The following is a 19,952-nucleotide window of genomic DNA, read 5'->3' as shown; positions in this document are numbered from 1 at the left end:
ATGGGCTGGAGGGCGCAATACCTGATCATCACCGTCCTGGGCGCCGTCACCACCTACCTGGTCCTGTTCCTCTCCATCCCTCAGGAGGTGGCGGCGCTGCTAACGGCCCAGGAGCAGGGATACCGGGAGGCGGCCGGCGCCCTCCTGACCGCCTACGTCCGGGCGCGGGCGACCGCAGGGGTCGCTCCGGAGGTCGCCCTGCAGGAAGTCGGTCAGGCGCTGGCCCCTTACACCCTGTATGCGCTGCCCCCGGCGGAGCTCCCGCGCTTCCCGCAGGTCGTTCCCCTGGGGATCTCCCTCTCGGATGGCCGGCAGCTGGCCATGGGCCCGGGGTCGGCCCTCTGCCCGAGCTGCGGCGCCCCGGGGTTCTACTTCCGCCTGTTCAGGATGTCGCTGCTGGTCTGGATCGCCGTGCTGGCCGTTCACGTGTTCCTCTGGGCCCGTTTTTCGTTCTGGCTGCGGCGCATCCGGGCGGCGGCCCGGGCCATCGCGGCCGGGGATCCGGCCCCGCCCCTCCCTCCTTCTTCGTCGGACGAGCTGGGTCAGATCGCCGACGCCCTTCAGGAGATCGCCCGCTCCCTCCAGCGATTCCGGGAGATCCGACGGCGGTTCCTCCTGGTCGCCTCCCATGAGCTGCTGACCCCTATCAGCCTGCTCCTCGGCGAGCTGGAGGCCGTTGCGGAGGCCCCGGAGGGCTCCGAGGCCCGCCTTCGCGTCCGCCGGGCGGCCTTTCACGCCCGCCATCTGGCCCGGCTGATCGAAGACATGCTGGTGATGGCCCGGGAGGATCGAGCCGTCTTCCCGATCCGCCCGGAGCCGGCGGATCTGGCGGAGCTCCTGCTGGGGACGGTGGAGGGGATGCTCCCCCGCATCGAGGCCTCCGGACGCCGGCTGGTGGTGGCGCTGGAACGGGTCCCCCTGCCGGTCCGGGCGGATCCGGCGCGGTTGCGACAGGTTCTGGAGAACCTCCTGGAGAACGCCCGACGCTACAGCCGGCCGGGGGAGGAGATCCGGGTGACGGCGGGGGCTGGGGAGCAGGCCATGGTGGAGATCCGGGGCGGGGCGAGCGGGGAGGGGCGCGGGGGGATGGGGCTGGGCCTGGAGATCGCCCGCGCCCTGGTCGCCGCCCACGGCGGATCCATGGAGTTCCTGGAGGGGCCGGGCGGCGCGTGGACCGTCCGCCTGCTGTTGCCTCTGGACCCGGGGGCATCCGAATCGTTGGGGGAGGAGGGGTGATGGACGGGGTGGAGCTGGCGGTGCGGGTGGGTGTGACCGGGATCGCCCTGGGGGCGGCGTGGACCGATCTGCGGGATCGGCGGATCCCCAATGCGTTGACGTTGCCGGCGATGGGCGGGCTGGTCCTTCTGCAGGCGCTGCGGGGCCAGGGGGGGAGCGCCCTGGCCGGGGCCGCCCTGGCGGCGGGGGTCTTCCTCCTGCCGGTTTTCCTGGTGGGCCCGGAGCGGGCGGGGGCGGGGGACCTCAAGCTGGGGGTGGTGCTGGGGCTGGCCCTGGGCTTCCCGCGGGTGATGGAGGCGTTGCTCATCGCCTTCGGCGTCACGGCCCTGGGGGGAGGGGCGCTGTGGGCCCTGGGCCGGCTCCCGCCCGATCGCACCCTGCCGATGGGGCCCGGGCTGGCCCTGGGGGCCCTCTGGGGCCTGTGGGGGCCGGGTTGAGAAGGCCAGCCCCGGATTTTCAACCTTGATTAATTTATAAGGTTGTATCTCGGTTATCAAAACTGTAACGTTGTGTTAACGGAAAATCCGGGGGGTATCGGCTAACATGGAGATAGACCGGCGGGTGGAGGCTTCTCGGGGGCCTGCATCGCCGGAATCCTAAACCTACAGGAGGGTTGCCATGTGGACGCGGCTTTCGGATCGGGCGTTGTCCCTGTATGTGCGCCTGCGGGTGGGCCTCGTGGGGCTCCTCGAGGACGCCCGGGGGCTGCAGACCCTGGAGTGGGTGGCCCTGGCCATCGTCATCCTCGCCCTGTTGGGCGCAGCGGCTGCTTATCTGAAGAACTCCGGCGAGGGCACGGTCGGCAAGGCCATCGCGGACGCGATCAGCTACTTCTTTGGGAAAGCTACGCAGCAAGCTGAAAGCACTCTGGGCAAGTGACCCAGACCCAGTGAGGGTCGGAAGGGTGGGGGGGACGAAGGGGAATCGTCCCCCCCGCTCCAATTTGAGGATTTTCAGTCATCGAAGCGACGCCCGGGAGCTCCGGGCCCGGCATCAGCGACCGGGTGGGGCGGACCGGATCGGGAAGGTGGGGTGGTTGCCGGGGTGGTTGACCCCCTTCGGGCAGGCCTTAGGTGGAAGCGGATAGGGGACCGGATCGATAAACGGGGAGGTGAGACGGTGGCCTGCCGGTTGTTCTTCCTCGGCGGGATCTCTCGGCGATCCGGGTCCTCAGAGACCTCGCCCTCGGGTCCGGGGAGGCCGCTGGGGCGGCGCGCGCTCACGATCCTTCCGGTTCGGATGGGCTTTCGGGTGATCGATGGGGCCCTGGCCGCTCTGACCGATGCGAACTCGATGGCGCGGATCGGAGCCCTGGATCCGTTCTCGAACGGCGTTTTGATCCGGAACGAGCGGATCCTTATCGGCGCGGATGCGCTCACTGCCTGGGCCCATCGCTCCGATGCGCACGGGGTGGTGACCGGGCGTCTGATCCGGTCGTGGGAGGATCTATGGGATTGGAGGCTGCGGTCATAGAGGCGGGTGAGGGGGGCGGCGCTGAACCGGGATCCTTTGGCGTAAGAGAGGAGGCGAAGGATGCTCTGGAGGTGGGTCCGGGGGTCGAAGGGTTTGCAGGCGCTGGAGTGGGTGGCGATTGGGCTGGTGGCGCTGGCCCTCCTGGCGGCCCTGGCCTTTGGGCTGAAGCGAACCGAGGCCGGGCCGGGGGAGGCCCTCTCCGCCGCCGTGAGCGCTTGGTTCCGCTGCCTCATTGGGCAGGGGGGTGTCCTTTGATGGCCGTGCGCATCGAGAAGGCCGGCCCTTGCTGGACCCAGCCGGTTGAGTGTCTGGCCCGGTGGGGGGATTGTCTGCTTCGAGGGGCCTGCGAGGGGGCGGATCCGAAGGATCTGCTGGGCCTGCTGCCGTGGCTGGCGGTGGTGGGGATCCCCGTGGGCGGGGTGGTGTTCGCCCTTCTGCCGCCCTGGGCGAGGCGGCGGCGGTGGGCGTGGCCCCGCCTCACCCTCCCACCCCCGCGCGTGCCTCTGGTGCGGTGGGTCTCGAATGTGGGAAAGGGGGTGGCGGATCGATGGGAAAATGCGACGCAGGGGGTCGGGCGGGTGTGGGAGGGCTTGAAGGCCACCGTGGAGGGCGTGTGGGGGAAGGTTTGGAACAACGTCCTGGCTTCGATGGTGGGTATATTCATGCTTCTCGGAGCTGGATTTCTGGCTGATCGAAGGCTTTCCGGAGATCCAGGGGAGGGGAATGGTTCCGGAATCCCCTTCCCGAAACGGGCGTTTGCTGTTGCTGTATTGGTGCCATTTCTTTTGCTTGTTGATGTCTCATTGTTCCTTCTCACATTAAGCAACACGGTTTTCTTGTTGACCTTCCCTGACCCTGCATCCAGGATCCTGTCTCTATCTACAGAGATTGGTCTCATCATGTGCGACCTATTCCTGGTTTTTGTGCACTTGCAGCTTGCTCATTGGGCGATTACGGGGAGGTGGATACGAAGCGTAGAGGATCTGACAGACTGGTCGCTGCGGCCGTGAAGGAGTGGAGGTTCAGGGATGGGGATCGAAGGGGAGGGATGAAGAAGCACCCTGGGATGGAGGCGATGGCCTTGTGGAGCGGGTTCTACTTCAGGGGGCTCTATCCGCAACCCGGACCTCTGGGGACCTCGCCCTCGGGTCCGGGGAGGCCGCTCTGGCAGCGCGCGCTTACGATCCTTCCGGTTCGGATGGGCTTTCGGGTGATCGATGGGGCCCTGGCTGCTCTGACCGATGCGAACTCGATGGCACGGATCGGAGCCCCGGATCCGTTCTCGAACGGCGTTTTGATCCGGAACGAGCGGATCCTTATCGGCGCGGATGCGCTCATCGCCTGGGTCCATCGCTCCGATGCGCACGGGGTGGTGACCGGGCGTCCGATCCGGTCGTGGGAGGATCTATGGGATTGGAGGTTGCGGCCATAGAAGGGATTTTCGGGATGGCACGGCCTTCCGGCTGGCGAGGTGGAGGAATGAAGGGTTTTGAGGTTCAGTTGGGGCGGAGGAGGTGAGCGATGATGCGCAGGTGGATCCGGGGGTCGAAGGGTTTGCAGACGCTGGAGTGGGTGGCGATCGGGCTGGTGATCCTGGCCCTGATCGGGGCGGTGGCGCTGGCCCTGGCCCGCCCGTCCAGCGGGGTGGGGGAGGCGGTGACGGAGGCCATCGCACGGATGTTCCGGTGTCTGACGGATGTTTCGGCCTGCATCGGGCCGGCATCCGGGGCGACCCCGGTTTCGATATGGGGGGCGGTGGGGGAATGCTTCGTGCATCCGGAGCGCTGCATCGGGCGGTGGTGGACGTGCATCCAGCGGGGGACGTGCGGTCCGGCGGACTGGATCGGGTTGCTGGGGTTGCTGCCCTGGATGTTGACGCCCGTTGGGGTGCTGGCGGTCGGCATTCGGGCCGTGCCGATCCCGTGGTGGAAGCGGGTGGGAGATTTTGTCAACTCTTTGCTGGATGAGGCCGTCGGGTTCTATCAGACTGTGCAAGATATCCTAAAGGTCAGGCACTTGCAGTTCATCCGCCGACCGGGGGGCAGGGTGAGCATCCGGGCCCTGCGGCCGCGGGGAGCTCGGGAGGCGTATCGGGTGGGGCTCCGATCCGATTGGGGATTTGTTTCGCGTCGGGGAGGGCTTTATAAGCCCCAAACGATTGCGAAGGGGACGGCGAAGGGGCTGCTGAAGTCTTCGGTTTCGAAGGGAAGCCTGATCCTCAGCGGGGTGGTGTCGCTGGTGCAGAACCTGTGGGAGTTTGGGACGGATCCTTCTCAGGGAGCGACTTTCTGGGATCGGACGGTGAAGAACCGGAAGTTCTGGATCTCGACGGGGGTGGATTTCGCCCTCGGCGTGGCCACCGGCTTGGCCGCTGCCGCGATCGTGGGCGGTGCCCTTATTCTTGTCGCTCCCGTTGTCACCGTGCCTCTTGCGGCTGCAGTAGGGCTTACGTTCGTGACTTCAGTTGTGCTGGGCATTGCCCTGGATAGACTGGGTGTTCCGGATCGGATCAAATCCTGGCTGGGGGGGGCGGTGAGATGATCCGGTGGCGGAAGCTTTTCCGAAAGCGGCGTTCGGAGATCCTGTGGGGGGTCGCCGGGTTCTTGTATTTCCTGATCCTCCTCCCCCTCATGGCGTGGCTGGCGAATTCGGCGCGGCTGCGGAATTTCAACCGTTTCCCCTCCTGGGTGGAGATCTTCCCCCCCCTCGTCATCAGCCTGCTTTTCCTGGCGGCGCGGCTCAGCGGGGAGCGGCGGGGATGGATTTCCTGGCTTTCCCGAACCCTGTTTGTATCCCTTCTGGGCCTGTGGGTGCTTTCCTATTCGGTGGTTTACTGGCCGCTGCTTCTGCCGAAGGGGTGGGGGTGGGCGCCGGCGGTCACCTATGGGCTGGGGCTCGTGGCGGGCCTGACGTATGGGTGGCGGCGCGGGTGGGGCGCCCTGATGGATCGGATGGACCGGATGGGCGGGGTGGTGCTGGTGCTGAGCGGGGGGAGCGCGGCGGGTCCTTTGGGGGCGCATTTGGGGATGCAGGCCTCCCGTTCGGGGGGGTATGGGCTGGTGGATGTCCTGCTGATCCTGGTGACGACAGGGATCGGATACTGGCTGTTTTTTGCGGGGATCGCCCAGAACTGGCACCTGCGCCCGCTGGGCCCGGGCTTCGGGCGGCTCCTGAGGAGGAAGGCATCGGGCCTTGAGGAAGGGCGGAGGGTGGCGCCATAAAAGAGACGGGGAGGTGGGGAGATGGAGGCGTGGATCTGGATGATCGCGGCAGGGATCATCGGGGCGTGGATCGGGATGGGGCTGAGCCGCTGGCTGCGGCGCCGGGGGCAGGCCCGTCGATCCCGCCGGTGAGCGGGCGTCGATTCCATGCAGGGAAGGAGGCGAGCGATGGGGATCCTGGACGCATTGTTCGGGAAGGATGACCTGGGGGAGGGCATGCAGAGGCTGTTGCGGGGGGAATATGAGGAGGCGATTGAGCGGTTCACCCGGGTTCTGGAGCGGGATCCCGGGAATGCTCAGGCGTGGTTTCATCGGGGGATGGCGCATCTGGAGAGCGGGCGGCCGGAGGCGGCGATCCGGGATTTCACGGAGAGCCTGCGGCGGAGGGAGGAGCCGGAGGCGTATTACAACCGGGCGATGGCCTGGCTGGATCTGCGGGATCTGGAGCGGGCGCTGGCCGATCTGGACGCTGCCCTGCGGCTGGATCCGGAGGACGCGGAGGCCTGGAACATGCGGGCGATTGTGGAGGCGGAGCGGGGGAACTATGCGCGGGCCTTGCGGGACATCCGAGAGGCGATCGAGCGGGGACATCCTTCCGGGTTTGTGAATCAGGCGACCATCCTGGAGCGGGCGGGGCGGCTGCGGGAGGCGCTGGCGAGCCTGGATCGGGCGATCGAAGAGCGACCGGATGATGTGATGGCCTGGGCGAAGCGGGGTCTGCTGCGGGAGCGGTTAGGGGATCTGGAGGGGGCGCGCCGGGATCTTCGGGAGGCGTGGCGGCGGCGGAGGAAGCTGGAGGAAGAGGGCCGGGAGGAGCTGCTGGCCCGAGTGGAGGAGGCGCTGCGGCGGCTCGGGTAGGCGGGGCGATGCCCTACATTAGCGGATCCGCGAGAGGAGGTGAACCATGATGCGGAGGTGGATCCGGGGGTCGAAGGGTCTGCAGACGCTGGAGTGGGTGGCGCTGGCCCTGGTGGTGCTGGCGCTGCTCGGGGCGGTGACGGCCTATCTGAACGGGCCGGGCGGGGCGCAGGTGGCGGCACCGATTCAACAGGCGTTGCAACGGTATGCCTGGTGTCTGGAGGGAGCGGGGGCGTGCCCGGGGGCGGGAGGAGGGAACGCCTTTAGGACGAACCCGCCGGGGGTGAACCCGGTAGGGACAAATCCACCGGGGGTGAACCCGCCTGGGGCGAATCCACCGGAGGGGAAGCCGCTGGATCCGGGATGGTGCGCGACCCATCCGGGGGATTGTTTCTCGAATTTGGGGAAGTGGGCGGCGGATAGGTGGGAGGGTGTGAAACAAGGGGCCGCACAGGCATGGGAGGGCCTGAAGTCCACGGCGGAGGGGGTGTGGAAGTGGCTGGATGAGCATAAGGGACTTGTGGCGGGGGGTGTGGTTGGCCTGGCTGCCGCCGGTCTGATCTTGGCGACTGGCGGCCTGGCCTTACCGGTGGTCCTGACGGCCCTGGCGGCGGGAGGAGGCGCTTTCCTGTTCGGCTGGCTCTATCAGCAATCGGGCCCCAAACCCGGTCTGCAGGGGTGGCTGGAGGCGTTTGCCCTTGCCGGCACCGGCGCAGTCATGGGCTATCTGCTTGGCCAGGGCGGGGCAATGCTCGCCGGGCTGGTAAAGGAGGCCGGTTGGACAGCCATTTGGAAGTTGTTCATCGGCAAAGGCATCGTCGGCGGGGTTTCATCGGGAATCAGCTATGGATTGCTTACTCCTCGAGATCAGTGGTCAATCGGTGGGTTGGCCACAGCGGTCGGAGTCGGGATCATAACGGAGATGCTGGCGCAGCCGGCGGCGAAGGCGGCGGTGGTCTCCATTCTGGGAACGATTGAGGCCACGCGCCGGAAGGAGCTGACCTGGCAGACTCCCCTTCGGGAATTCGGCAAATCGTTCCTTCTGGAGCAGCCCGGCAACAAGGCATATAACCGGCTCTTCGGCCGGAGCGTGGGGAAGGGCCTCGGCTGGCTCTCAGGTAAAGGGATTTCTATCTCCCCACCTAATTTCGTAATGCGGGTTGCAAACCGAGTCTCGTGGGATGTGATCAAGAGCAAACTGTTCGGGATGTAAAAAGGAGGCCAAAATGTCCAACAAATCGTTCGATCCCAAGATTTATCCCCTAAACATCGTGGGCTTTGTGATCATGGTGGCGGATCTCATCGCCCTGGGTTACTGGATGTTTGCGATCTGGAAGCCTCGGGCGATGGCTTTGATCGCAGCCGGGAAGTGGACGTGGTGGGATGAGGTGATGGAGAAGCTGATCCTGATCGGCTTCTGGGTGATCGCCTATATGGGCTACACCATCGGCGCGTTGCCCGACAACAAATGGGACTGGCGGCGGGCGGCCAAGTCGGGGCTGGAGGCGTTGATCTCCGGCGCCATCGTGGGCGCCCTCTACGCCTTGATGTCGCGGCGCTGAGCGCGCTCCTGCCTTTCCAGGCTGTTCCGGCGTGCGAGGGATTACGAGGCCGGAGAGATCGATCTCAACGCGATCGGATGGCCGAATCGTATGGGGGCCGTCCTGTTGGCGTGATCATGGAGCGAGAGGAGGAGGCAAAGCCATGCGAGGTCTTCGGGATGAGCGCGGCGCGGAGACAGTGGAGTTGATCGCCGGGCTTCCGCTCCTGTTTCTGTTCGTGCTGGTCGGGTGGCAGCTCCTCGCGGTGGGCTACACGGCCATGGTGGCCTCGGCCGCCGCCCGGGAGTGCGCCCGGCAGGAGGCGGTGGGCGCCAGCGGCGTCGCCGCAGCCCAGCGGGTGATCGGGGCCTGGGCCCCCGGCGCCCAGGTGCGGCCCCTCGGAGGCGGAGACGCCCGGGGATGCCAGGTGACCCTGCGGCCGCCCCAGGTGCCGTTGCCCTTCCGCCTTCATGAGCGCATCCAGCTGCCGCCGGTGGTGGTCACGGCCTGGATGCGCTGGGAGAGGAGGTCCGGATGGTGAGGGCGTGGTGGCGGGAGGAACGAGGAGCCTCGACGCTCCTGTTGATCATCCTGGGCTTCCTGCTGGTGCTCGGGGCCGCCGTCCTCTTCAACTTTGCTTTGCTCGGCTACGTCCGCCACCGCGCGGTCACCGGGGCGGACGCGGCGGCCCTGGCCGGGGCGGAGGAGATCGCCCGGTATCTGAGCACCACATGGGAACTGTGCGCCCCTGCCGGGACGCCACCCGCGGAGATCGTGAGGGAATACGACATAGCCCGCCCCCAGGCGGCGGTGTGGTCCCAGATGGGATTCGCCCAGGCTTCCGCATATGCGGCCGCCAACGGAAGCCGCCTCACCCACTACCGGGTGCGCTGGGGAGCCGAAACCTGGAACGTGCAGGGATATCCGCTGCGGCAGATCCTCGTGGACGCCTCCGTCCGGCGCCCCTACGAGCTGGCCGGGCCGGTGGTGGGCGGACAGCGCGGGGAGATGGGGGCCGAGGCCACCGCGGAGGTCTACCTGAGCCGCTATGAGTTCCAATCGTGGGATTGCAGCCCCAACCCCGACACCCCCATGGTGTATTACTGGTTCCGCTTCACCTGGCGGATCCGCCTGGTGCGTTGATCCGAATCTCTATTCTCAGGAGGTGGCTTATGGAAGCGTGACGTTTCGAGCTGGCCTCTCCCTTCCGTCGCCTTATGGCTCAGCTGATTGAATATCTCATCGGCCTCGCCGCATATGGTGTGCTGTTCCCCATGGGTTTGCTGGGCGCTCGGATCGGCCAGGATTCCCCGGAGGCACAGGCGGTCATTGGCGGATTGGGCCTCCTGCTTCTGTGCGGAGTCTTCCTGATCCTCGTAGGGCTCCAACTCTATCTGTGGAGCCAGGGGATGTCGATCGGGAAATGGATCCTGGGCATGCAGGTGGTGCGCGAGGATGGGCGCCCAGCTGGTTTCGGAACGATGCTGGTTCGCGAGCTGATCGGGAAAACCCTATCCTCCATCGTGTTCGATCTGGGGTTCATTTGGGTTTTCCTGGATCGGGAGCATCAAGGCTGGCATGACAAACCGGTGCGGACCTGGGTGGTACTGAAGCGCTCCTGAGAGGCCAGCGGTTCGACGGGGTGTGTCCCAGAATCGTAGGACAACTGCTCGCAGTTGTCCTACAAAGCGGCCAGCCCGACAAAATCGGGACACACCTGTTCGACGGGTTTGCCCCAGCCGTCCGCACGGATCCGCCTATCGGCGCATAGGCCGACGGGATCCTGCTTCATCCATCCTGGGCGCTTGGACGGCCCGAGGGCGAATCTGCCTGACACGATGGGGGATGACAAACCCTCCCCCATCGTGCTTATCATTTATTTAGAAGTTACGCAGTTGGATCCGTCCTTCTCCCCATGCGACGGATGGGTTATCATCATGATGGAGGCGGCAACGATGCCGACGGTCTGCCTGCGATTCCGATTCGAGGAGCACCCCAGAATCCGCGCCCTGATGGAGGCCTGCGCCGACATCCAGCGGCAGACCGTCGACTACGCCCTGGAAAACGGCAAAACCGCCACCTTCACCCTCATCCAGGCCCTCTACCCCTCCCTGCGCGCGCAGCATCCGGATCTCCACTCCAACCTCATCTACGGGGCGATCCGATCCGGCGCCCGGATCGTCCACGGCTTCCGAAACCAGCAGCGGAGAGGGAAGACCCGGGCGGACCGGCCGGAGATCCGGCGCCCCTCGATCTATCTGGTCCGGCAGACAGTGAAAATCGAATGGGATGGCGAGACCCTGACCGTCACGATCCCGGTCTCCCCCCGGGATCCGGAGCCCATCGTCCTCACCTTCCGCCCTCATCACAAGTATCGCCGGCTGCTGGATGAATGGAAGGCAGGGCGGGCGCGGATGGGGGAGCCGACGCTGACGGCCCACTCCCTCTCCATCCCCCTCAAGTTCCCGGATCACATCCCCTATGAGCCGGAGGGGGTGATCGGGATCGACAGCAACGAGGGGAATCTGACGGCCTTTGTGACCTCCACCGGCGAGATCCGGGAGATCGACACGGGGTATGTGGGGAAGGTCAACCGGGACCATCTGCGGCGCGAGATCAAAGGGACAAGAGGGAAGCACAACCCGAAGGCGAAGAAGAAGATCGCCTCCAAGCATCGAAGGATTCGCCGGGAGAAGGTGGAGAACTTCTGGCATCATCTGGCCCTGGCGCTGATCGCCTGGGCGCTGGGGATGAAAGCGGCTCTGGTGCTGGAGGATCTTCGGGGGATGAAGGAGCGGATTGGGGAGGGGAAGTCCAGGAGGATGCGGCAGCGCCTGCTCAATTTCTGGTCGATTATGAAGTTCCACCGCATCCTGGAGCACAAGGCAAGATTCTACGGCGTTCCGCTGGTTTTTGTGGATCCGCAGAACACGTCCCGGGCGTGTCCGGTATGCGGCAGGGTGGGTGAAAGGCTAAGGGGACGCGTCCTGGCGTGCCCTTGCGGGGCGAGGATGGGCCGTCACGAGGCGGCGGCGGTGAACATCGCCCGCAGGGGGATAGAATTCCTCGAGGGCCTGGGCCTTCGAGGCAGGGGTCGGTGGGCGACCCCGGTGGCCGGTCCTCTGGCCTCGGGCTAAAAACCCAAGGCCACGACCGGAATACGCAGAAAACGGCGTAAGTCCTATTATTATCGGGACCCATCGCAATCACTGATCCGGGAGGGAGCAAATGCTCCGGGGCCATACGGATGATCGACGGAACGCCGGGTGGTGGCGCGCGCTGGCCTGGGCCCTGGCGGCGCTGGCCGGGCTGGCATCGGGGTTCGTCGCCAGCCTGCTCAGCCCGCTGATCGCCTGTTTCTGCTGCGGGCCCTTCGGAGGCGTCCTCTCCGGGGCGGCGGCCTGCGTGGCCCCGCCGGGGGCCTCCCGGTCGGAAGCCTCCCGGGTCAGCGCCCTGGGCGGGCTGGCTTACGGGGTCGGCGCCTGGATCGGCCTGGCCCTGGCGATCGCCCTGGGGCTGGCCACGGGAGCCGTTCAGCAGGCGCAGCGGGAATTCCTGCGCCGGCTGGGAGGAGAGGCTTCCCCGGAGACGGAGACGGCCGGCCTGGCGATCGGGATCGCCCTGGTCCTCTGCCTGGGCGCCGTCGGGCTGCTTCTGATCTCCGCCGCCGGAGGCTGGCTGGGCGGGAAGGCGGTCCAGGCCCTTCGAGGCCGTGAATCCTGATCCCGGCGGAGGGATCCCGATGCCGGCCGAACCGATGCGCGATCGCTGCCGAGCCGGCGAAAGCCGGGCGGGTTGTTGTGGTGAGAGATTTGAGGCTCCGCCAGAGCGCTCTCGCTTCGCGTCGGAACGAGGGAGTGAGGGATGACGAAGGAGCAGGACATCGCCTTCTCGCTGGCCTTCTCCGGATGCAGTGCCCTGGCGTTCCTGCTTCTTCTCGGGTTCGCCCTCCTGAAGACCGCCCGGCGCTTCGGGAAGGGGGAGGCCGTCCCGGTCCTCGCCTTCCGCATCCCCCTTCCGCTTCGGGAGGTCGCCGGGCGGCTGTCGAAGGTCTCGGCGGAGCTCCCCGATCTTCCCAAAGGCGCCAGGTCGCTGATCGGGTTTCTGGCCGAGGAGGACCTGGCGTTGCTGTATTATCCTTCCGTCATGGAGTCGTCCGCCCCGGAGTTGGCCGAGGAGCTCGTGAGACGGATCGCCGGCTTCGAGGGGGCGGCCCTTCTGTGGGAGGGGAATCCCGGGGAGACCCTGGTTCTGTTCCTCGCGGGGCCCATCCGGGCATCTCCTCCGTCCGATCCCTCCGCCTCGCCGCCCTTCGGCGCGCCGCCCGGAAGCTGATGGGGGAGCTGCGGCGGATGACGGGCATCCCCTTTGAGGAGCAGCCTGTTGAGGAAGCCGAGCGGCTCCATGCCCGCCTGCGGAACGAGAGGTGGGGGCTGGGGCGTCGGGCGCGGGCGGTCGAGCGGGCGCTGGTTCTGCGCACGTTTCCCCTCACCCCGCAGGCCGCCCTCCAGGGCTTCCTCGCAGGGGCTCTGGCGGCCTTCTCCGCCCTTCTTCTGGCGGCCCTCCTGGCCGACCGGCTGGGACGGCAAGGGAGCACGGCCTTTTTCTTTCCCGTCATGGCCCTCCTGGGGGTGATAACCGGCGTGATTTGGTTCGGGTTCTGGGCGACTGTAGAAAGGACCCGGGTCGCCGTGATCTCCTTCGAGGCGCCGGATCCGGAAAGCCTCCGGGATGCGGTCCGCCTTCCGTGGTGGGCGGTCCCGCTGATGGCCGCGTCGGGGCCGCTGGCGGTGCTGATCGCCGCAGCAGGGGGGAGGGATGGCGAGCTACTGGCCCTTTTCTTGCCATGCCTGGGCCCAGCGGCCCTGGCGACGGCGCTTCTCTTTCTGGCCGAGGCGCGGGGGCGAAAGGAGGCGGGATCCCGATGAACAACGGATTATCCTGGAGCAGATGGCTTGCGGCGGGGGCGCTTCTGCTCGGCATCGCCGGCGCGGCGTGCGCCCTCGGCTTCGCCGCTGGGATCCTGGCGGGCCCGGAGCTCGCCCGAAGGCTCCCCGCCGCGACGGCCCCTGCCTCGGAAGCGGCGACCCCCACGGCCGCCGCGGCGACGCCTTCCCCCCGTCCCTCGCCGACGCCGGAGGGCGAGGCGCTCCCCACCCTTCCCCCGGTGCCTACGCGGACCGGCTCGCCGACCCCTTCACCGGAGGCCCCGGAGGCCTCCTCCGCAGATCTCCCGGAGCCGCCCTCCGAGCCGGACTGGAGGGCCGGGCTGGCCCCGGGGGAGGGCTGGGCGTCGGACCGCCCGATCTATCGGATCAGTGGGGTTCTGGAGCCGGATCGGGGGCGCCTGCGGGGCCGCCTGATCCTTTCGTTCCCTTACCGGGAGGGGCCGCCCCTTTCCGCCCTCTGCTTCCGGGCCTGGGCCCATGCCCCGGCCTCCGGCAACTCCCGCCTGGAGGTGGGGGAGGTCCGCATCGGCGGCCGGATGATCCGCCCCGCCTGGAGCGGCGACCGGACGGCCTTCACGGTCACGCTGCCGGTCCCCCTGCGCGCCGGCGGGGAAGTCGCCCTGGAGATGCCCTTCACGGTCACCGTGGGGAGCCGGGCGGGCGGCTACGGGCTGATGCAGCGCACACCCGATGGCCTCCTGGTCCTCTACTACGGCTACCCGGAGCTGGCCCGGATCCGGGAGGGCCGTTGCCTTCTGGACCCGCCCTGGGAGAACGGGGATCTGCACCAGGCGGAGGCATCCCATTTCGCGCTGCGCCTGCGGCTGCCGGAGGGGACCGCCCTGGCGGTCGGCGGCGTCCTCGTCCGGGAGACTTCCGGACCTGCCGGATGGCGCGAGGTGGAGGTGGTCGCCCCCTACGTCCGCAACCTGGTCCTGATCGCCGGGGAGATGCAGGAGATCACCCGGGAGCGGGACGGCGTCCGGGTGAGGGGCTTCTTCCGGAAGGCCTCGCCTTCGGAGGCCCGCCGGGCCGTGGAGGACGCTCTGGATGCCCTCGCCCGTTTCGGCGAGGCCTTCGGCCCGTATCCCTTCCCCGAGCTGGACCTGGTGGAGGTCCCCCTGCGGGGCGGGGCCGCCGGGGTGGAGGCGGGGGGCCTGATCATGATCGGCGAGGACGTCTTCGGGATGGGGGATCTGGGCGGGATGCTGGGCGGAGCCTCCGGCGAGCTCGACGTTCTGGGCTTCGTGGTCGCCCATGAGGTCGCCCACCAGTGGTGGTATGGGATGGTGGGCAACGATGCGCGCCGGGAGCCCTGGCTGGACGAGGCGATGACGAACTGGTCTTCGGCCTTCTGGGTGGAGCGGGCCCGCGGCTCGGAGGCCGCCCGGACGGCCTGGGATCTCCTGGTGCTGCTGCCGTATCGGCTCCGCCTGACGGAGGGAGATCTGCCCCTGAACCTCCCGGCGGATGACTACTCCATGCTGGATTACGCGGCCATTGTGTATGGGAAGGGGGCGTGGATGATGGAGGCCCTGCGCCGGGAGATGGGGGAGGAGCGCTTCTTCGCCTTCCTGCGGCGGTATCTGGAGAAGCATCGCTGGGGCTGGGCCACTGGGGAGTCATGGCGGGAGACGCTGGGGGAGGTCTGGGGGAAGGAGCGAGCGGAGGCCTTCTTCCGAAAGTGGGTGACGGGGAACGGGATCACCCCGGCGGATCTTCCCCCGAGCGAGCTGGGCGCCCTCTTGGAGGACCCGAGCCTGGGGCCTCTGCTGCGGTCGCTCCTGGAGGCGATGATGGAGGCCCAGCCATAACGGCGCCGCCCGCGAAGAAAACGCGCGAGGGGTGTGTCCCAATTTGGTCGGGCCTGGCCCCTTTGTAGGACAACTGCGAGCAGTTGTCCTACGATTTTGGGACACACCCACGCGCGAGCCCGGCGGCGCCCATCGATGGGCCGTGAAGCGGAGGCTGGAGATGCCGGCGTGGATGGATCCGCCGTCTTTCGCGGGCAAGCGCCTGGGCCGCGTCCTTCCCTGGACGGCCCTGGGCGCCCTCGCTTTCGGCCTCCTGGCCTACGTCCTCATGCTGGGGGCGGTCGTCGTCTGGGCGGAGAAGGTTCTGCTCTGGCCGCGGCCTCTTCCCTTCTCCCTGCTGGCCGCTCCGCTCCTTCTCGCCTGGAGCCTGGGGTGGGCGATCTTTTTCTTCCTCCTCACGCTGTATTCGTGGTGGGCCTGGCGGGGGTGGCCCCGGCGCAGGCGGCGCCGCTTGATCCACCGCTGGCTGGCCGCCCTCCTCGCCGGCTGGGCCCTCTCCTTCATCCCCCTGGTCCCGGCGCTGTGGCTCTGGTGGGCGCTGCTGCCGCCCCCCTGGCGGGAGGCGGTGGTGGGGACCACCGGCCTGGGATACGTCCTGGCCTGGGCGCTCCCCCTTCTGGCGCCGCGCCTGGCGGGCCGCCTGGCCTTCGCGCTCCGGCTTCCGAGGCCCTGGCAGATCGCCCTCCTTCCGGCGGCTCCGATGGCGGGGGCGATGATTGGCCTGCGCGGGGGCGATTACCGGATCTGGCTGGCCGCCCTCGTCGGCGCCGCGATCTCCCTGGGGATGGCGACGTTCACGGCGGGATGGCATCTGAGCGATCCGCCCTGGCGCATGGCGGAGAAGACCCCCGAGGACGCGGATCCCCATGGGAAAGGGGACGGCTGAATGCGGGAGCCGAAAGGCGCCGAGCTCATCCGGATGCTGGCCGGATTCTTCGCCCCGATGTCGCGGCGGTGACGCGACATCGAAGTCAGGCGGAAGGGAGGCAGGGGATGGCGCACCTGTGGCGGATCTCCAGGCGGTCGTCAACCTCGACCGCGGTCGCAAATTGCAGACAGGAGGATTCTATGAAGAAGATGCCAAACGGCTCATTCTCGGAGCGCCCTGCTGCGGCGCGCGCTCCCATGGAACGCATTGGAGGACTTCGGGGCGGATCGGCTGGCCGCCTCCTGCTCCTCGCTCTCGCGCTGACGGCCATCGCCGTCCTCTCGGGATGCGGCCTGCAGCCGGCCCGTCCCTCCCAAAAGCCGGCGACGCCGACGTCCGCGCCGCGCCCTTCTCCCACGCGGACGGCCCGCCCGACGGCGACCCCGGCTCCGGAGGCCGGGGCCCTTCCTCAGGGACGGTTCGCCGTCGGCTTCGTCAGCCGGCCCAACGCCGGCATCGTGATGGAGATCCCCGCCTTCGAGATCCGGGGGGAGCGGCTGCGGGTCTACGCCGCCTTCGCCCACCGGGGCGAGCGCAGCTCGGAGTTCTACGCCCCCCTGGAGCCCGGGAAGTCCGCCGAACTGTATGCGGGGGACAGGCGGCAGCGCCCGGTCGGGATGAGCGAGAACTTCGAGGAAGATATCTGCCCCGAATACCCCCGCATCCCCCGCAAGACCTGCCTCTGGATCGTGGGGGCCGTCGAGCGGGGCTGGTTCGAGTTCGAGATCCCGAAGGACGCCCAGCCGCCCTTCACCTTCCGCTTCCCGGGCTTCAATCCGGTGGAGCTCCGGCCCGCCAGCCCCCTCTCCAGCGAGGTCTGGGGGGATCTCCCCGCAGGCCCCTTCCCGCAGGGGGAGTGGGCCTTTGAGGCGGGCAACCGCTTCCGCCACTCCAGCCTCCCCGTGGACATCGTCTTCCGGCGCATCCGGGCGGACGCCGGGGGCCTGGAGGTGGAGCTGCAGATCCGCCAGCCGAAGGGGCTGCTGGTCCTCGGACAGCTGCCGGGGCCCGCGGAGATGGGGGTGGTGGACGCCGCGGGGCATCAGATGTTCCCCGTCCGCTTCCCCGAGGACCTGAAGGGGATGAAGCCGCCTCAGGACGCCTCCCGGATCGACGTCGCCCTGCGCTATCCGCTCCCGACGGCCCGGGGACCGCTGATCTTCCGGCTGGCGGGCTGGCCCCTGGTCCGCTTCGATCCCGAAGCCGGGACGCTGGTCGAGGTCGACTGGGACGGACGGGCCTTCGTCCTGGCACCCACCCCCACGCCGTCCCCGGCGCAGATCGCCCGCGGAGAGATCGCCGCCCTGCTGGAGCAGATCGCGGGGGCGGTGGGCCGGTCTTCGGAGGCCTTCCGGGCCGCTCTGGATCCGAAGGCGGAGGCGGATCCGGACCTGCTGCAGGCTGTGGCCTCCGGCGGCGGCTGGCCGCTGCGCGCCCCGCGCCTGGAGGTGACCAGCGGGGAGTTCGAGGCGGAGGAGGCCCGGGACGTCCGCGTGGAGCTGTCCACGAGCCTGGAGGGCTTCCCGGAGGAGGAGCGCTGGCGCTACCCGGCAAAGGCCGAATTCCGCAAGACGAACGGAGCGTGGCGGATCGTCCGCTGGGAGTGGGAGAGCGTCCCGCCGTGGGCGCGCCTTCCCGGCCGCCCCTGGACCTCCGAGCACTTCACGCTGATTGCCCCTCCGGATCTCCCGGAAGGGACCGCCCGGGCGGTCCTGACGGAGCTGGAGGGGGCCTATCAGAATCTCTCCACGCGGCTGCCGCAGGAGATCGTCCGCCCCCGGTATCTGGCGGTCTACGCCCCCGACCGCAAGACCTTCCGGGACCTGACCGGGAAGGATGCGCAGATGTTCCTGGGCGTGGCCTTCTACCGCACCGTCCCGGTGGAGGCGGACGGGGAGGTGGTGGGCTTCCGCACGGGCGAGACGATGATCGTCCTCAACGCCGAGGGGGTGAAGGGCTACCGGGCGACGGATCCCATCGGGGGGCGGGCGGCGGTGCTGCGGCACGAGCTGGTCCATGTGATCCTGGCCCCATGGACCCGACCCTGGACTCCCGGATGGCTGGTAGAGGGGGCGGCGCTGACCTACGCCGGGCAGCCCTACTGGCGGCAGCTGCGGGAGGAGATCCAGGGCCTGGGGAACATGACCTACACCACCCAGTTCGGCCACATCGGGGACATCTTCGGGACGGCGACGGCGCGCCAGTATGCCATGGCCTCGGCGATGGCGGAGTTCGTCCGGGAGCGCTATGGGGACTCCGCCTTCCTCGCCCTCTATCGGGCCTACGGCGATATCCCGGTGGATGTGGTGGAGCGGCACATGCCGATGTTCGGCATGCAGATGATGATTCAGGCCTCGATGGACGCCATCGCCAGGGAGTCCACGCCGGGCTTCCTGCAGCAGCACCTCGGGGTGGACCCCGCGGCCTTCGAGGAGGAGTTCCTGAAGTGGTGGAAAGCTAGGCGCTGAGCAGCGAATGAGCCACGCGGGCTTGGAGGCCCCACATTCCGGAACCACCTGAAGGATTCATCGCGCGCCGGATGGGCGATCCGTGGGGTGCCTTTTTTGAGCCAAAACTCCGATTTCCTCGGTCTCTTGTGGCAGGTTGCACAAGAGGCGGCGTAGGATAAAGCGCGGATCCGGCTTACCCGACTCGAGGGAGGACAGGCCGGCGCGGCGGGTGGCGTCCATCGAAAAGGCAGTTTTTGTAGGAGGGGCTTCAGCCCCGAACCTCCGTCTTCGATGACGCAGGGGTTGCGGTGAAGGCTGCTTCGTCGATCCCGAGCTCCTGGCTCTCGATGGCGCAAGGGTCGCGGCGGAAGCCGCTCCTACGAAAAGATGGTTTTTGGTAGGAGGGGCTTTAGCCCCGAACTTTCAGGTCTTCGATGACGCAAGGGTTGCAATGAAGGCTGCTCCGGCAACCCCGAGCTCTTGGCTCTCGATGACGCAGGGGTCGCGGCTAAAGCCGCTCCTACGAAAAGATGGTTTTTGGTAGGAGGGGCTTTAGCCCCGAACTTTCAGGTCTTCGATGACGCAAGGGTTGCAATGAAGGCTGCTCCGGCAACCCCGAGCTCTTGGCTCTCGATGACGCAGGGGTCGCGGCTAAAGCCGCTCCTACGAAAAGATGGTTTTTGGTAGGAGGGGCTTTAGCCCCGAACTTTCAGGTCTTCGATGACGCAAGGGTTGCAATGAAGGCTGCTCCGGCAACCCCGAGCTCTTGGCTCTCGATGGCGCAAAGGTCGCGGCTGAAGCCGCTCCTACAAAAAACGGCTTTTGTAGGGGGATTTCGCTCCGAACCTCCGCCTTGGACGGCGCAAGGGTCGCGGCGGAAGCACGCGATGTATCGTGGTGAGGGGATGTGGCCGAAATGAATTTCGGCTTACGCGGGGGGCTTCAGCCTCGAACGCTCGGTCTTCGATGGCACAAGGGTTGCAGCGGAAGCCGTTCCTGCGCTTACGGCAAGGAGGCCGAAATGGATTTCGGCTTACACGGTGAGGGGATGGTCTCCATTCCGTCCTCAAAACCCTGTAGGGAGGTGAAGCGATGGCGCGGTTCATCCGTTTAACGGTGGTAGTCGTCCTCCTCGGCGCGCTGCTGACGGCCTGTGGCGGCGGCGCAGGGGGGACCGGCGGGACGGGCAGTCTGGTGATCGAGATGGGGGACCTTTACTTCAAGCCGAACACATTGACCGCAAAGCCCGGCCAGACCCTGCAGATCACCCTGGATAACCGCGGCTCCCTGGAGCACAACTTCGTGCTCTACGACGCCGACGGCCAGACGGTGCTCTTCGAGAAGGACGCTATCCAGCCCGGCCAGAAGGCGAACATCTCTCTGAAAGCGCCGGAGAAGCCCGGCGCGTATCAGTATGTGTGCACGGTTCCCGGCCACAAAGAGGGCGGGATGGTCGGCACGCTCACGGTGCAGCCCTGAGGG

The 19,952-nt window shown here is 67.6% G+C and carries 23 protein-coding genes; all 23 read left to right on the top strand.

Features of this window, described 5'->3' with window-relative positions; all coding sequences use genetic code 11:
- The 23 genes from KNN16_RS05965 to KNN16_RS05855 all read left to right on the top strand — a co-directional run bounded on the left by KNN16_RS05965 (position 1) and on the right by KNN16_RS05855 (position 19,949).
- Positions 1–1,236, top strand: coding sequence for a HAMP domain-containing sensor histidine kinase (locus tag KNN16_RS05965; RefSeq protein WP_303899945.1), 1,236 nt, complete (start codon positions 1–3; stop codon positions 1,234–1,236).
- Positions 1,236–1,673: an A24 family peptidase gene (locus KNN16_RS05960; protein ID WP_303899914.1), complete on the top strand. Its 438-nt coding sequence runs from the start codon at positions 1,236–1,238 to the stop codon at positions 1,671–1,673. The genes KNN16_RS05965 and KNN16_RS05960 overlap by 1 nt, the downstream gene beginning before the upstream one ends.
- A gap of 181 nt (positions 1,674–1,854) precedes the next feature.
- A complete protein-coding gene (locus tag KNN16_RS05955; protein WP_303899913.1) occupies positions 1,855–2,115 on the top strand; it encodes a hypothetical protein in 261 nt (86 codons plus the stop codon).
- 240 nt (positions 2,116–2,355) lie between these two features.
- Complete coding sequence (locus tag KNN16_RS05950) at positions 2,356–2,709, top strand: hypothetical protein (protein WP_303899910.1); 354 nt, start codon at positions 2,356–2,358, stop codon at positions 2,707–2,709.
- A 60-nt stretch (positions 2,710–2,769) separates the two neighbouring features.
- Positions 2,770–2,964 (top strand): hypothetical protein, encoded by a 195-nt coding sequence (locus tag KNN16_RS05945; RefSeq protein ID WP_303899907.1) that lies wholly within the window; start codon positions 2,770–2,772, stop codon positions 2,962–2,964.
- Complete coding sequence (locus KNN16_RS05940) at positions 2,964–3,719, top strand: hypothetical protein (protein ID WP_303899906.1); 756 nt, start codon at positions 2,964–2,966, stop codon at positions 3,717–3,719. The genes KNN16_RS05945 and KNN16_RS05940 overlap by 1 nt, the downstream gene beginning before the upstream one ends.
- 38 nt (positions 3,720–3,757) lie before the next feature.
- On the top strand, positions 3,758–4,141 hold the full coding sequence (locus tag KNN16_RS05935; protein ID WP_303899904.1) for a hypothetical protein: 384 nt from the start codon (positions 3,758–3,760) through the stop codon (positions 4,139–4,141).
- A gap of 89 nt (positions 4,142–4,230) precedes the next feature.
- Positions 4,231–5,250 (top strand): hypothetical protein, encoded by a 1,020-nt coding sequence (locus KNN16_RS05930; protein WP_303899902.1) that lies wholly within the window; start codon positions 4,231–4,233, stop codon positions 5,248–5,250.
- Positions 5,247–5,930: a hypothetical protein gene (locus tag KNN16_RS05925; protein ID WP_303899899.1), complete on the top strand. Its 684-nt coding sequence runs from the start codon at positions 5,247–5,249 to the stop codon at positions 5,928–5,930. Before KNN16_RS05930 ends, KNN16_RS05925 begins: the two co-directional genes overlap by 4 nt.
- Positions 5,931–6,098: 168 nt before the next feature.
- Complete coding sequence (locus KNN16_RS05920; RefSeq protein WP_303899896.1) at positions 6,099–6,788, top strand: tetratricopeptide repeat protein; 690 nt, start codon at positions 6,099–6,101, stop codon at positions 6,786–6,788.
- A gap of 46 nt (positions 6,789–6,834) precedes the next feature.
- Positions 6,835–8,001 carry a hypothetical protein gene (locus KNN16_RS05915; RefSeq protein ID WP_303899894.1) on the top strand — a complete coding sequence of 389 codons (1,167 nt, stop codon included), beginning with the start codon at positions 6,835–6,837 and terminating at the stop codon, positions 7,999–8,001.
- 13 nt (positions 8,002–8,014) lie between these two features.
- On the top strand, positions 8,015–8,350 hold the full coding sequence (locus KNN16_RS05910) for a hypothetical protein (protein ID WP_303899891.1): 336 nt from the start codon (positions 8,015–8,017) through the stop codon (positions 8,348–8,350).
- 142 nt (positions 8,351–8,492) lie between these two features.
- Positions 8,493–8,870, top strand: coding sequence for a TadE/TadG family type IV pilus assembly protein (locus tag KNN16_RS05905; RefSeq protein WP_303899888.1), 378 nt, complete (start codon positions 8,493–8,495; stop codon positions 8,868–8,870).
- On the top strand, positions 8,864–9,472 hold the full coding sequence (locus KNN16_RS05900) for a pilus assembly protein TadG-related protein (RefSeq protein ID WP_303899887.1): 609 nt from the start codon (positions 8,864–8,866) through the stop codon (positions 9,470–9,472). The genes KNN16_RS05905 and KNN16_RS05900 overlap by 7 nt, the downstream gene beginning before the upstream one ends.
- A gap of 50 nt (positions 9,473–9,522) precedes the next feature.
- The gene (locus KNN16_RS05895) at positions 9,523–9,951 is read left to right on the top strand and encodes an RDD family protein (protein WP_303900597.1); all 429 of its coding nucleotides are present in this window, start codon (positions 9,523–9,525) and stop codon (positions 9,949–9,951) included.
- A 333-nt stretch (positions 9,952–10,284) separates the two neighbouring features.
- Entirely contained in the window at positions 10,285–11,466 is a 1,182-nt protein-coding gene (locus tag KNN16_RS05890; RefSeq protein WP_303899885.1) for a transposase, read from the top strand.
- A gap of 91 nt (positions 11,467–11,557) precedes the next feature.
- A complete protein-coding gene (locus KNN16_RS05885) occupies positions 11,558–12,052 on the top strand; it encodes a hypothetical protein (RefSeq protein WP_303899883.1) in 495 nt (164 codons plus the stop codon).
- A gap of 141 nt (positions 12,053–12,193) precedes the next feature.
- Positions 12,194–12,664, top strand: coding sequence for a hypothetical protein (locus KNN16_RS05880; protein ID WP_303899882.1), 471 nt, complete (start codon positions 12,194–12,196; stop codon positions 12,662–12,664).
- A complete protein-coding gene (locus KNN16_RS05875) occupies positions 12,664–13,257 on the top strand; it encodes a hypothetical protein (protein ID WP_303899880.1) in 594 nt (197 codons plus the stop codon). The genes KNN16_RS05880 and KNN16_RS05875 overlap by 1 nt, the downstream gene beginning before the upstream one ends.
- Positions 13,254–15,092: a M1 family aminopeptidase gene (locus KNN16_RS05870; protein ID WP_303899878.1), complete on the top strand. Its 1,839-nt coding sequence runs from the start codon at positions 13,254–13,256 to the stop codon at positions 15,090–15,092. The genes KNN16_RS05875 and KNN16_RS05870 overlap by 4 nt, the downstream gene beginning before the upstream one ends.
- 160 nt (positions 15,093–15,252) lie before the next feature.
- Positions 15,253–15,978, top strand: coding sequence for a hypothetical protein (locus KNN16_RS05865; protein ID WP_303899876.1), 726 nt, complete (start codon positions 15,253–15,255; stop codon positions 15,976–15,978).
- Positions 15,979–16,160: 182 nt separating this feature from the next.
- Positions 16,161–18,488, top strand: a complete 2,328-nt coding sequence (locus KNN16_RS05860; protein ID WP_303899874.1) for a hypothetical protein — start codon at positions 16,161–16,163, stop codon at positions 18,486–18,488.
- 1,074 nt (positions 18,489–19,562) lie between these two features.
- Positions 19,563–19,949 carry a cupredoxin domain-containing protein gene (locus KNN16_RS05855; protein WP_303899872.1) on the top strand — a complete coding sequence of 129 codons (387 nt, stop codon included), beginning with the start codon at positions 19,563–19,565 and terminating at the stop codon, positions 19,947–19,949.
- Positions 19,950–19,952 lie beyond the last annotated feature (3 nt).

Origin of the sequence: Thermoflexus hugenholtzii (assembly GCF_018771565.1) — a bacterium.
GTDB lineage: Bacteria > Chloroflexota > Anaerolineae > Thermoflexales > Thermoflexaceae > Thermoflexus > Thermoflexus hugenholtzii_A.
This window is presented reverse-complemented; position numbering and strand designations above follow the sequence as displayed.